This is a genomic window from Burkholderia sp. Bp9016, assembly GCF_003857765.1.
In the GTDB taxonomy this organism is placed as follows: Bacteria; Pseudomonadota; Gammaproteobacteria; order Burkholderiales; family Burkholderiaceae; genus Burkholderia.
In genome coordinates, this window is the sequence record NZ_QTPY01000010.1 from 210,567 (window position 1) to 222,936 (window position 12,370).

The window sequence follows — 12,370 nt, forward strand, 5'->3', positions numbered from 1 at the left end:
GCAGTCACGTGAGGGATGCGTCACCTGGATTGAGCTTTCGAGCCGCCCGACGCGTCGGACGCGGCAATCGTGCCGCGCACGTTGCCGTAAAGCTCGATGACCCGGGTGACGTTGTTGTACTTCATGCCGTCGGTCGCGTTGACGAGCGACAGGCCGCGCTGAAGTTTAACCGGCTTTTCGGTCTGGATCACATCGTCATTGACGAAGATCCGGAAATGCTGGGAATCGGCCTGCATCTGCGGATCGCCGCCGCCGGCCACGCGCAGGATGCGCGCGTCGTCGTACAAATCGACGATCGACACGTCGCCGTTGACGGTGCCGCGCTTCGCGGTGGTCGTCACGACCGGCTTGCCGGGCTGGAACGCGCGCATGGCCGGATCGGTCAGGTCGCTGTTTTCGGTGTCTTCGTAGTGGATCAGCTTCGCGGCCGTCAGCCGGTACTGGGTCGTGCCGGACTGGTCGAGCTCGGTGACCGAGAAGTTGTCCGCGAAATAGTCGGGCGTATGGCGCTTCGGCTGCACGGCGCCCTCGCCGGGCGGCGGCAGCGTTGCCTGCAACAGCCACCACGTGATGCCCGCGAGCGCGGCGACCGCGACGAGCGGCAGCAACTGGGTCCAGCGGAAATGCGTGTTCATTCGTCAGGCTCCGCAGGCGGCCGCGAGCATGGCGTCGTAGCGGCGTTGCGCGCGCAGGATCGCGTCGCACACTTCGCGCACGGCGCCGTGGCCGCCACGGGCCTCGGCCACCCAGTGCGCGCGGGCGATCACCTCGGGGTGCGCATTGGCCGGCGCGGTCGCGAAGCCGCAGCGCAGCATCACCGGCAGGTCGGGCCAGTCGTCGCCCATGTAGCCGCATGCGTCGGCGGCGATGCCGAGCGACGCGATCAGGTCGGCGAACACGGCGAGCTTGTTCTCGACGCCCTGGAACAGGTGCGCGATCTTCATTTCCTTCGCGCGCGCCGCAACGATTTCCGAGCGGCGGCCGGTGATGATCGCGGTCGCGATGCCGGCCTCGCCGAGCAGCTTCACGCCGTGGCCGTCGAGCGAATTGAACGACTTCATCGCGTCGCCGGCCACGGTAAACAGCAGGCCGCCGTCGGTCAGCACGCCGTCGACGTCGAAAATCATCAGCTTCACGCGGCTCGCGCGTTCGGCCGCAGTCAGCGCTGCGCTCATCAGATCACCTTCTTCGAAAACAGGTCGTGCATGTTCAGCGCGCCGATCAGCACGCCGTCGGCATCGACCACCAGCATCTGGTTGATCCGGTGGCGCTCCATCAGTTCCACGGCTTCGACCGCGAGATGTTCAGGGCCGATCGTGCGCGGCTTGCGGGTCATCACGTCGACGATCGGCAGCGTGCGGAAATCGCCGTCGCGGGCAAGCACGCGGCGCAGGTCGCCGTCGGTGAAGATGCCGGCGACGCGGCCGTCGGCATTGACCACGGCCGTCATGCCCATCCGCTTCGCGGTAATCTGGAACAGCGCGTCCGACAGCGTCGCGTCGGCGCCGACCAGCGGCACGTCGTCGCCCGAGCGCATCACGTCGCGCACATGGGTGAGCAGGCGGCGGCCGAGCGCACCGCCCGGATGCGAGCGCGCGAAATCCTCGGAGCCGAAGCCGCGCGCGTCGAGCACCGCGACGGCGAGCGCATCGCCGAGCGCGAGCGCGGCGGTCGTGCTCGCGGTGGGCGCGAGGTTCAGCGGGCACGCTTCCTTCGAGACCGCGGCGTTCAGGTTCACGTCGGCAAGCGTGCCGAGGCTCGATTCCGCACGACCCGTGATCGCGATCAGCTTCGCGCCGATCCGCTTGACGAGCGGCAGGATCGCGACGAGCTCTTCCGACTCGCCCGAATACGAGATACCGATGAAGACGTCGTCCGACGTGACCATGCCGAGGTCGCCGTGGCTGGCTTCGGCCGGATGGACGAAGAAGGCAGGCGTGCCGGTGCTGGCCAGCGTGGCCGCGATCTTGCGGGCAATATGCCCCGATTTGCCGATGCCGGACACCACCACGCGGCCGCGGCAGCCGAGCAGCAGCGCGACGGCCTGGACGAAGTCGCCGTCGAGCTGGTCGCGCAGCGCGCGTACGGCGTCCGCCTCGATGTCGAGCACGTCGCGGGCGAGCGCGAGCGCCCGATCATCATTGATTTTCGCTATCATGCGCGGAGTATAGCAAAGGCGTTTGTTCGCCGCGCCGGGCCTTCGGACTCGTCCGAGGTCGCCTGACCACCGCCACCACCCGCGCCCGCATTGCCGTGGCCCCGACGAACGAGGACGCTTCGCCTGTGATTTCCCCGCTCGAAATGACCCTGCTGCTGCTGCTGGCCTCGGTGGTGGGTGTCGTCGTATTCCGCTCGCTGAACCTGCCGCCGATGCTTGGCTACCTGACCGTCGGCATCCTGGTCGGCCCGCACGCGTTCGGCATTGCCGCGGACCTCGAACGGGCCGAACACCTCGCGGAATTCGGCGTGGTGTTCCTGATGTTCTCGATCGGCCTCGAATTCTCGCTCGCGAAGCTCAGGGCGATGCAGCGGCTCGTGTTCGGGCTAGGACTGCTGCAGGTCGTCGCAACCCTCGTGCTCGCGGTCGTGCTCGGCGCGCTGTTCGAGCGCTGGGTGCACATCACGTGGCAGGGCAGTGTCGCGCTCGGCGGCGCGCTCGCGATGTCGTCGACGGCGATCGTGTCGAAGATGCTCGCCGAGCGGCTCGAGATCGAGACCGCCCACGGCCGCAACATCTTCGGCGTGCTGCTGTTTCAGGATCTCGCGGTGGTGCCGCTGCTGATCGTGATCGCCGCGTTCGGCGCGGAATCGTCGAAGGATCTCGCGATCACGCTCGGCTTCGCGGCGGTCAAGATCGTGATCGCGCTCGCGCTGCTGCTGATCGTCGGCCAGCGTTTCATGACGCGCTGGCTCAACGTCGTTGCGCGGCGCCGCTCGCAGGAGCTGTTCGTGCTGAACCTGCTGCTCGTCACGCTCGGCGCCGCCTTCATCACCGACCGCTTCGGCCTGTCGCTCGCGCTCGGTGCGTTCATCGCCGGGATGCTGATCTCCGAGACGCCGTTTCGCCATCAGGTCGAGGAGGACATCAAGCCGTTTCGCGACGTGCTGCTCGGCCTGTTCTTCGTGACCACCGGGATGCTGCTCGATCCGCGCGTGATCTGGGAGCATCCGCTCCTCGTGTTCGGCTTCTTCGTCGGTCAGATCCTGTTCAAGGGGACGATGATCGCGGGGCTCGCGCGGCTGTTCGGCGCGACGCCGGGCGTCGCGATGCGTACCGGCATCGGGCTCGCGCAGGCCGGCGAATTCGGCTTCGTGCTGCTGAACCTGATCCTCGACCGGCATCTGGTCGATTCGACGCTGCTCCAGGCGATCCTCGCGTCGATGCTGCTGTCGATGCTCGCCGCGCCGTTCCTGATCCAGAACGCCGACCGCATCGTGATGCGGCTGTCGTCGACGGAATGGATGCAGCAGTCGCTGCAGATGACGCGGATCGCGACGCAAAGCCTGAAGCAGCGCGGTCACGTGATCATCTGCGGCTACGGCCGCGCGGGCCAGAACCTGGCGCGCATGCTCGAGCAGGAAGGCATTTCGTACGTCGCGCTCGACCTCGATCCCGATCGCGTGAGCGCGGCCGCGACCGCCGGCGAATCCGTCGTGTTCGGCGATGCGGCGCGCCGCGAATCGCTGCTCGCGGCCGGTATCCACCGCGCGGCGGCCGTCGCGATCACCTATGCGAACACGCCGTCCGCGCTGCGCGTGCTGCATCACGTGCACGAGCTGGAGCCGACGCTGCCGGCGATCGTACGCACCGTCGACGATGCCGATCTCGAGAAGCTGCTCGCGGCCGGCGCGACCGAGGTGATTCCGGAGATCGTCGAGGGCAGCTTGATGCTCGCGTCGCATACGCTCGTGCTGGTCGGCGTGCCGATGCGCAAGGTCGTGCGGCGCGTCGAGGAGATGCGCGACGAGCGCTACAGCCTGCTGCGCGGCTATTTCCGAGGCGCGGACGACGCGGACGACGACGATCACGAGCAGGTGCGGCTACAATCAGTGCCGGTCGACACGCGCGCGGACGCGGTCGGGCGCTCGCTGGAGGAGTTGGGGCTGTATGCGCTCGGGCTGGAAGTCACGGCGATCCGCCGGCACGGCATTCGCGGCGTCGAACCCGATCCGCAGACCAAGCTGCGCGCGAGCGATATCGTGGTGCTGCGCGGGCTGCCAGAGGCGCTCGCGCTCGCGGAGGAACGGTTGTCGCGCCATCGGCGCGAGCCGCCGGCCGCTGTCGCCTGAGTCGCCGGAGTCGCGATTCGATAACCTGACCCGTATTTATTCGAAACGGTGCCCGATCCTCGCGCACCGTTTTTTTCGGAGAGTTTCATGCCGCATTCGTCGTCGGCCGCACCGCTCGATCCGGTCGCCTTCATTCACAGCCAGATCCGCACGGTGCCCGACTGGCCGCAGCCAGGCGTGATGTTCCGCGACATTACGACGCTGCTGCAGAGCCCGAAGGCGCTGCGCATCCTCGTCGACCTGTTCGTCGAACGCTATGTCGATGCGAAGCTCGACTACGTCGCGGGGCTCGATGCGCGCGGCTTCATCATTGCGCCGATCGTCGCGTACGAGCTGAGCGTCGGCTTCGTGCCGATCCGCAAGGTCGGCAAGCTGCCGTACAAGACGCGTTCGGAATCGTACGACCTTGAATACGGCAGTGCGACGGTCGAGATCCACGAAGACGCGTGCCGCCCCGGCGACCGGGTGATCATCATGGACGACCTGATCGCGACCGGCGGCACGATGATGGCGGGGCGCAACCTGCTGCAGCGGCTCGGCGCGGTCGTCGTCGAGGGCGCGGCGATCATCGACCTGCCGGATCTCGGCGGCTCGACGCTGTTGCGCAACGCGGGGCTGCCCGTCTACACCGTCACCGAATTCGCCGGCCACTGAACCACCGGACGCCGGCCCACGCCGCGAGGTCACGATGCCCAACTTCATGCTGTTTCTCGCGACGTCGATCGCGATCACGTTCGCGCCGGGTCCCGACAACCTGCAGGTGCTCGCGCGCGGCATCTCGCAGGGGCGCGCCGCCGGCTTCGTCGCGGCGCTCGGCTTCACGGCCGGGATCCTGTTCCACACGACGCTGGCCGCGCTCGGCGTCGCGGCCGTGCTGCGTTCGTCGCCGGTCGCGTTCCAGACGCTGAAGCTCGCGGGCGCCGCGTACCTCGTGTGGATCGGCATCAAGGCGCTGCGCAGTCAGGGCCTCGCGAACGCGCACGAACGTCCGCCGCAGCCGCTCGCTGCGATCTTCCGCCAGAGCGTGATCGGCAACCTGATGAACCCGAAGGTCACGCTGTTCTTCGTCGTGTTCCTGCCGCAGTTCGTCGATCCGCACGGCGTGCAGAGCGTGACGCTGCAGATGTTCGAGCTGGGTGCGCTGTTCATGCTGCAGACGGCCGCGATCTTCACGCTGTTCGGTGTCGGCGCGGGCGCGATCGGCGCGTGGCTGAAGCGCCGCCCGAAGGCCGGCGTGTGGCTCGACCGGATCGCCGGCGCGACGTTCATCGCGATCGGCATTCGCGTCGCGCTGAAGGACTGAGCCCGATGACGTTTCCGTGCATTGCGGCCGCGCGCCGTTTCGATCAGGCCGCGCACCTGCGTTTCGAGATCGCCGGCGAGCAGGTCGGCTGGGTGCGTCGCCAGGACGTCGCCAAGCTCGCCCGCTGGCCCGACGTGTTCGAGCTGACCGACACGCGCGTGGTGCTGTCGGCGCGTTATGACACCGTGGACGCGCGCAGCATGGCGCTCGCGAGCGCGATCGGCGCGCTGGCGGCCGAGGGGGCGATCCCGGGCTGGCGCGACGAGATCTATGCGATCCGCAACCGCTTCGACGATCCGCCGCTCGCGTACATCGAGCGCGCCGCGTCGCGCTTTTTCGGCACGCAGACCTATGCGGTCCACCTGAACGGCATCGTAGAATATGCGGCTGCGCCCGGTTCGCCCGCGGTGCCGCAGATGTGGCTCGGCCGCCGCAGCGCGACCAAGGCCACCGACCCCGGCATGCTCGACAACGTCGTGGCGGGCGGCATCGGCTGGGGCCTGGGCGTTCACGAGACGCTCACGAAGGAATGCTGGGAAGAGGCCGGCATGCCGGCCGAACTGGCGGCGCGCGCGATCGCGGGCCGCGCGGTGCAGGTACTGTGCTCGCTGCCGGAAGGCACGCAGTCCGAACTGATCTTCGTGTACGACCTGCCGCTGCCGCGCGACTTCGCGCCGCACAACCAGGACGGCGAAGTGGCCGAGCACCTGCTGGCCGGCGTGCCCGAGGTGATCGGCTGGTTGCGCGAAGGCCGCGCGACGATGGATGCGAGCCTCGCGATGCTCGACACGTTGCTGCGCCATCGCTGGCTCGCGGCGGCGGATGCCGCGGGCATCGACGCGCTGTTCGTGCCGCCCGCGTGACGCGCCCTCGGGCCGGGGCGCGGCCGCACGAACGGGCTATTTGACGAATACCGAAACGAAGGGAGTAGCGGTCATGCCGACCGATCACAGCTTTATCCTGAAACTGTCGTGCCCCGACCGGCACGGCATCGTCCACGCGGTCTCGGGCTTCCTGTTCGAGCGCAGCAACAACATCCTCGATTCGGCGCAGTTCGGCGACAGCCGCACCGGCGAGTTCTTCATGCGCGTGCACTTCGAGCAGGATGCCGACGGCACGGACGCCGCGTCGGCGCTCGACACGCTCCGCCAGGAATTCGCGCCGCTCGCCGAGCAGTTCGGGATGCGCTGGGAACTGCACGACGCGGCCGTGAAGCCGCGCGTCGTGATCATGGTGTCGAAGATCGGCCATTGCCTGAACGACCTGCTGTTCCGCTATCGCACCGGCCAGCTGCCGATCGAGATTCCGGCGATCGTGTCGAACCACAAGGAGTTCTACCAGCTCGCCGCGAGCTACAACATTCCGTTCCATCACTTCCCGCTCGTCGGCGGTTCGTCCGATGCGGCGAAGGCCGCGCAGGAAGCGCGCGTTCTGGAAGTGATCGACGAACACCGGGCCGATCTCGTCGTGCTCGCGCGCTACATGCAGATCCTGTCGCCGAACATGTGCCAGCAGCTCGCCGGCCGTGCGATCAACATCCACCATTCGTTCCTGCCGAGCTTCAAGGGCGCGAAGCCGTACTACCAGGCGTTCGACCGCGGCGTGAAGCTGATCGGCGCGACCGCGCACTACGTGACGACCGATCTCGACGAAGGCCCGATCATCGAGCAGGAAGTCGAGCGCGTGGACCACAGCATGACACCCGACCAGTTGACCGCGATCGGTCGCGACGTCGAGTGCGTGACGCTTGCGCGCGCGGTGAAGTGGCATGTCGAGCACCGGATCGTGCTGAACGGGACCAAGACGGTCGTGTTCCGCTGATCGGCTGCCGGCCGGATGGCCGGATGGCCGTCCCCGGATGGCGGTCCCCACACACAAAAACGCCGCGCCCTTTTTGGGGCGCGGCGTTTTTTGTTGTGCGACGTGCGTGGCGTCAGATCAGCCGCAACATGTACAGCTCGCGCTTCAGGTACGCATAGAAGATCGGCGCGGCGATCACGCCGGGGAGCCCGAACGCGGCTTCCATGATCAGCATCGCGAGCAGCAGTTCCCACGCGCGCGACTCGATCTGGCCGCCGATGATCTTCGCGTTCAGGAAGTATTCGAACTTGTGGATGACCACGAGGAACGCGAGCGACGCGATCGCGGTGCCCATGCTGACCGACAGCGACACCGCGACGATCAGTGTGTTCGAGATCAGGTTGCCGATCACCGGCAGCAGGCCGACGATGAAGGTCACGAGCACCAGCGTTTTCGACAGCGGCAGCTGCTGGTGGAAAATCGGCAGTGCGACGAGCAGATAGATGGCCGTGAAGGCAGCGTTGATCGCCGAGATCTTGATCTGCGCGAACACGATCCGGCGGAACGATTCGGCAAAGCGCGACACGCGCGTGACGAGGGCGGTCGACAGCGGCCGCCGCACCTTGCCGTGCTCGACGCCGATCGCGATCATCGCGCCGATGATCATCCCGAACACCACGTGGCCGAAGCCGCGCGCGACGCTCTTGCCGCCTTGCTGGAGCTGATCCATGTGGGAGTGCATCAGCACCGCCGCCTTGGTCTTCATCTGTTCGACGTCGACGGGCAGCAGGTTCGCGATCCACGCCGGCGTGCGCGCGCGCGTTTGCTCGACGATCTGCATCAGCTGGCCGAGCAGGGTCTGCAGGTTCGGCACCGTGTGCTCGAAGTGTTCGATGATGCCGATCGTCAGGCCGGTGAGCCCGCCGACGATCGCGATCGACAGCAGCACGACGGCGACCCAGCGCGCCCGCATGCTGGTGGTGTGGCGTTCGATCACCGGCGCGATCGTGTGGATGAGCTGGTAGACCAGCATGCCGGCCAGCAGCCCGCCGAGGAGCCGCAGTTCGATGACGAGCACCATCGAGACGAGGGCGAACAGGTAGCTGCCGATCTCGATCGCCGACAACTTCGGCAGGCTGAAGTCGCTCGTCAGCCGCACGCTGCGCAGGTGCGGCTCGCGGTTCTGCGCGTCGCGCGACTCTTGTTGCTTCTCCATCGTGGATTCCTGTCGTTCGTGTGTCATGCCGCGCGATGGGCGGCAGAGCGGCGTTCGCCGGGCATCGCACCGGTTTGGTGCGGACGGCGAATCTTACGACCGTAAAGTATAGCTGCCATTATGGCCCGCCATGAGGCAGTTTGGCTCATGGTGTAAACGCAGAAGGGAAAACCACTGAAGGGAAACCGCGGGGGCGGGCGCCGTCGCGGGCCCGAACCGTGCGCGGGCCGGGCGGCCGCGCACGGTAGAAGGGGGCGCCGTCAGCCGGCCGCCGCCTTGCGGGTCGCGCGTTTGAGCAGCGGAGCGAGGTACTTGCCGGTGAAGCTGGCCTTGGTCTTCGCGACTTGCTCGGGCGTACCCTGCGCGATGATCTGGCCGCCGCCGGCGCCGCCCTCGGGGCCGAGGTCGATCACCCAGTCGGCCGTCTTGATCACGTCGAGGTTGTGCTCGATGATCACGACCGTGTTGCCCTGGTCGCGCAGCCGGTGGATCACCTCGAGCAGCAGCGCGATGTCGTGGAAGTGCAGGCCGGTGGTCGGCTCGTCGAGGATGTACAGTGTGCGGCCGGTGTCGCGCTTGGACAGCTCCAGCGACAGCTTCACGCGCTGCGCCTCGCCGCCCGACAGCGTCGTGGCCGACTGGCCGAGGCGGATGTAGCCGAGACCCACGTCGAGCAGCGTCTTCAGCTTGCGCGCGATGACCGGCACCGCGCTGAAGAATTCATACGCGTGTTCGACCGTCATGTCGAGCACTTCGCTGATGTTCTTGCCCTTGTACTGGACCTCGAGCGTTTCGCGGTTGTAGCGCTTGCCGTGGCATACGTCGCACGGCACGTAGACGTCCGGCAGGAAGTGCATCTCGACCTTCAGCACGCCGTCGCCCTGGCACGACTCGCAGCGGCCGCCCTTCACGTTGAACGAGAAGCGGCCCGGGTCGTAGCCGCGCTCCTTCGCGGTCGGCACGCCCGAGAACAGCTCGCGGATCGGCGTGAACAGGCCCGTGTAGGTGGCCGGGTTCGAACGTGGCGTGCGGCCGATCGGCGACTGGTCGACGTTGATCACCTTGTCAAAGTGCTCGAGCCCCTCGATCGCCTCGTGCGCTGCCGGCTCGGCCGACGAGCCGTACAGGTGGCGCGCGACCGCGTGATACAGCGTGTCGTTGATCAGCGTCGACTTGCCGGAGCCCGACACGCCGGTGATGCAGGTCAGCAGGCCGACCGGCAGTTCGAGATCGACGTGCTGCAGGTTGTTGCCGTGCGCGTCGACGATGCGCAGCATCCGCTCGGGATCGGGCGCGAGGCGCTCGTCCGGATACTCGATCGTGCGCTTGCCGACGAGGTACTGGCCCGTCAGCGACTGCGGGTTCGCCTGCACCTGCTTCGGCGTGCCTTCGGCGACCACCACGCCGCCGTGTTCGCCGGCGCCCGGACCCATGTCGACGACGTAGTCGGCCGTGCGGATCATGTCCTCGTCGTGCTCGACGACGATCACCGAGTTGCCGAGGTCGCGCAGGTGCTTGAGCGTACCGATCAGGCGGTCGTTGTCGCGCTGGTGCAGGCCGATCGACGGCTCGTCGAGCACGTACATCACGCCGGTCAGGCCCGAGCCGATCTGCGACGCGAGCCGGATCCGCTGCGCCTCGCCGCCCGACAGGGTTTCCGCACTGCGCTCGAGCGACAGGTAGTCGAGGCCGACGTTGTTCAGGAAGGTCAGGCGCGCGACGATTTCCTTGATCACCTTGTCGGCGATCTCGCGCTTCGCGCCGTCGAGCGTCAGGCCGTCGAAGTAGCCGAGCGCGTCGCGCAGCGGCCAGCCGCTGATTTCGTAGATGCCGCGCGCGTAGTCGCCGGTGCCGACGCGCACGTGGCGCGCTTCGCGGCGCAGGCGCGTGCCTTCGCACGACGGGCACGGCTGGTTGTTCTGGTACTTCGACAGCTCTTCGCGCACCGCGACCGAGTCGGTCTCGCGGTAGCGGCGCTCGAGGTTCGGGATGATCCCTTCGAACACGTGCTCGCGGATCGTCGTGCGACCGCGCTCGTTGATGTACGAGAACGGGATCGTCTGCTTGCCCGAGCCGAACAGCAGCACCTTGCGGATCTTTTCAGGCAGATCCTCGAAGGCGGCGTCGATGTCGAATTCGTAGAACGCCGCGAGGCTCTGCAGCATCTGGAAGTAGAACTGGTTGCGGCGGTCCCAGCCTTTCACGGCGCCCGCGGCGAGCGACAGCGACGGGTGCGCGACGACCCGCTTCGGATCGAAGAACGTGATCTGGCCGAGGCCGTCGCATTCCGGGCATGCGCCCATCGGGTTGTTGAACGAGAACAGCCGCGGCTCGAGCTCCTGCAGCGAATACGAGCAGATCGGGCACGCGAACTTCGAGCTGAACAGGTGCTCGCGGTCGGTATCCATCTCGAGTGCGATCGCGCGGCCGTCGGCGAGCCGCAGCGCGGTCTCGAACGATTCCGCGAGGCGCTGCTTCATGTCCGGGCGGACCTTCAGGCGATCGACGACGACGTCGATCGTGTGCTTGTCGTTCTTCTTCAGCTTCGGCAGCGACTCGACCTCGTAGATCTTCGCGACGCCTTCGTTCGCGGTGCCGCCGCCCGAGCGCACGCGAAAGCGCACGAAGCCCTGGGCCTGCATGTCCTCGAACAGCTCGGCGTGCTCGCCCTTGCGGTTCGCGACGACCGGCGCGAGGATCATCAACTTGGTTTCCTCGGGCAGCGCGAGCGCGGCGTCGACCATCTGCGACACGCTCTGCGCCTCGAGCGGGATGTCGTGGTCGGGGCAGTACGGCGTGCCGACACGTGCGAACAAAAGTCGCAGGTAGTCGTGGATCTCGGTGACCGTGCCGACGGTCGAACGCGGGTTGTGGGATGTCGCCTTCTGCTCGATCGAGATCGCGGGCGACAGGCCCTCGATCAGGTCGACGTCGGGCTTCTCCATCAGTTGCAGGAACTGGCGGGCGTACGCGGACAGGCTTTCGACGTAGCGGCGCTGCCCTTCGGCATATAGGGTGTCGAACGCGAGCGACGACTTGCCTGACCCGGACAACCCGGTAATCACGACGAGCTTGTGGCGCGGCAGGTCGAGATTGACGTTTTTCAGGTTGTGGGTACGTGCCCCACGGATACGGATCTGTTCCATGAACCTGGCGAAAATGGAGGGAACCAAACCTGCTACTATAACGGCTTTTCGAGGCCGTCGTTGGGGGCCCCCAGCCTCGGCAGCAGCTGGCAGCAAGGCAGTCCCGCGCCGGGAAAACGGCCGTGCCGCACGGCTCGCAGGCTGCCTGCGTCATGGCCCGGCAAGCGACTTGCCCGGCCTGCCAGGCCGGTGGCCCTGATCTTCCGCCGCCCGCCGCCGGGCGGACAATCCGATCATTCGAAATTCATTCCCGATGTCCAATCCGTCCGCCACGTCTTCCCGCATGAGCGCGCCCGAACTGCGCGCGACCACGTCGCTCGCGGCAATCTTCGCACTGCGCATGCTCGGCCTGTTCATGATCATGCCGGTGTTCTCTGTCTACGCGAAAACCATCCCGGGCGGCGACAACGTGCTGCTCGTCGGCCTCGCGCTCGGGGCCTACGGCGTCACGCAGTCGCTGTTGTACATCTTCTACGGCTGGGCGTCCGACAAGTTCGGCCGCAAGCCCGTGATTGCCACCGGCCTGCTGATCTTTGCGCTCGGCAGCTTCGTCGCCGCGTCTGCGCACGACATCACGTGGATCATCGTCGGCCGCGTGATCCAGGGGATGGGCGC

Annotated in this window: 11 protein-coding genes; 6 read left to right on the forward strand and 5 right to left on the reverse strand. The window is 67.1% G+C overall.

From position 1 onward, the window contains the following. Positions 1–20: 20 nt before the first annotated feature. Genes lptC through kdsD form a run of 3 tightly spaced genes read right to left on the reverse strand, consistent with a single transcriptional unit; the run spans position 21 to position 2,158 of the window. The gene (lptC, locus tag DIE13_RS14890; RefSeq protein WP_096507356.1) at positions 21–635 is read right to left on the reverse strand and encodes an LPS export ABC transporter periplasmic protein LptC; all 615 of its coding nucleotides are present in this window, start codon (positions 633–635) and stop codon (positions 21–23) included. Positions 636–638: 3 nt separating this feature from the next. Further along, positions 639–1,175, reverse strand: a complete 537-nt coding sequence (locus DIE13_RS14895) for an HAD family hydrolase (protein WP_124827900.1) — start codon at positions 1,173–1,175, stop codon at positions 639–641. Continuing rightward, positions 1,175–2,158: an arabinose 5-phosphate isomerase KdsD gene (gene kdsD, locus DIE13_RS14900; RefSeq protein WP_124827901.1), complete on the reverse strand. Its 984-nt coding sequence runs from the start codon at positions 2,156–2,158 to the stop codon at positions 1,175–1,177. The genes DIE13_RS14895 and kdsD overlap by 1 nt, the downstream gene beginning before the upstream one ends. Before the next feature lie 125 nt (positions 2,159–2,283). Between kdsD and DIE13_RS14905 the strand changes: the two genes are divergently transcribed. The 5 genes from DIE13_RS14905 (at position 2,284) to purU (ending at position 7,414) form a co-directional block, all read left to right on the forward strand. Continuing rightward, complete coding sequence (locus DIE13_RS14905) at positions 2,284–4,290, forward strand: monovalent cation:proton antiporter family protein (protein WP_124827902.1); 2,007 nt, start codon at positions 2,284–2,286, stop codon at positions 4,288–4,290. A gap of 87 nt (positions 4,291–4,377) precedes the next feature. Further along, on the forward strand, positions 4,378–4,944 hold the full coding sequence (locus DIE13_RS14910; protein ID WP_124827903.1) for an adenine phosphoribosyltransferase: 567 nt from the start codon (positions 4,378–4,380) through the stop codon (positions 4,942–4,944). A gap of 34 nt (positions 4,945–4,978) precedes the next feature. Continuing rightward, a complete protein-coding gene (locus DIE13_RS14915) occupies positions 4,979–5,593 on the forward strand; it encodes a LysE family translocator (protein WP_124827904.1) in 615 nt (204 codons plus the stop codon). A 5-nt stretch (positions 5,594–5,598) separates the two neighbouring features. Then, on the forward strand, positions 5,599–6,456 hold the full coding sequence (locus DIE13_RS14920; RefSeq protein WP_124827905.1) for a DUF4743 domain-containing protein: 858 nt from the start codon (positions 5,599–5,601) through the stop codon (positions 6,454–6,456). A 73-nt stretch (positions 6,457–6,529) separates the two neighbouring features. Beyond that, positions 6,530–7,414 carry a formyltetrahydrofolate deformylase gene (purU, locus tag DIE13_RS14925; protein WP_124827906.1) on the forward strand — a complete coding sequence of 295 codons (885 nt, stop codon included), beginning with the start codon at positions 6,530–6,532 and terminating at the stop codon, positions 7,412–7,414. Positions 7,415–7,526: 112 nt separating this feature from the next. Here purU and DIE13_RS14930 read toward each other — a convergent pair whose 3' ends face one another. Both DIE13_RS14930 and uvrA read right to left on the reverse strand, forming a co-directional pair. Beyond that, on the reverse strand, positions 7,527–8,609 hold the full coding sequence (locus DIE13_RS14930; RefSeq protein ID WP_175750995.1) for an AI-2E family transporter: 1,083 nt from the start codon (positions 8,607–8,609) through the stop codon (positions 7,527–7,529). Between the two features lie 260 nt (positions 8,610–8,869). Next, on the reverse strand, positions 8,870–11,755 hold the full coding sequence (uvrA, locus tag DIE13_RS14935) for an excinuclease ABC subunit UvrA (RefSeq protein WP_124827907.1): 2,886 nt from the start codon (positions 11,753–11,755) through the stop codon (positions 8,870–8,872). Positions 11,756–12,008: 253 nt separating this feature from the next. On the opposite strand from uvrA, the gene DIE13_RS14940 reads away from it, so the two are divergent. After that, positions 12,009–12,370, forward strand: a 362-nt coding sequence (locus DIE13_RS14940) for an MFS transporter (protein WP_124827908.1), incomplete at its 3' end; no start/stop codon positions are given.

Bases quoted from the DNA above. Each gene is read 5' to 3' on its own strand.
- DIE13_RS14910 (WP_124827903.1), top strand. From the start codon at position 4,378: ATGCCGCATTCGTCGTCGGCCGCACCGCTCGATCCGGTCGCCTTCATT.
- DIE13_RS14915 (WP_124827904.1), top strand. From the start codon at position 4,979: ATGCCCAACTTCATGCTGTTTCTCGCGACGTCGATCGCGATCACGTTC.
- kdsD (WP_124827901.1), bottom strand. From the start codon at position 2,158: ATGATAGCGAAAATCAATGATGATCGGGCGCTCGCGCTCGCCCGCGAC.
- DIE13_RS14920 (WP_124827905.1), top strand. From the start codon at position 5,599: ATGACGTTTCCGTGCATTGCGGCCGCGCGCCGTTTCGATCAGGCCGCG.
- DIE13_RS14930 (WP_175750995.1), bottom strand. From the start codon at position 8,609: ATGGAGAAGCAACAAGAGTCGCGCGACGCGCAGAACCGCGAGCCGCAC.
- uvrA (WP_124827907.1), bottom strand. From the start codon at position 11,755: ATGGAACAGATCCGTATCCGTGGGGCACGTACCCACAACCTGAAAAAC.
- lptC (WP_096507356.1), bottom strand. From the start codon at position 635: ATGAACACGCATTTCCGCTGGACCCAGTTGCTGCCGCTCGTCGCGGTC.
- DIE13_RS14895 (WP_124827900.1), bottom strand. From the start codon at position 1,175: ATGAGCGCAGCGCTGACTGCGGCCGAACGCGCGAGCCGCGTGAAGCTG.
- purU (WP_124827906.1), top strand. From the start codon at position 6,530: ATGCCGACCGATCACAGCTTTATCCTGAAACTGTCGTGCCCCGACCGG.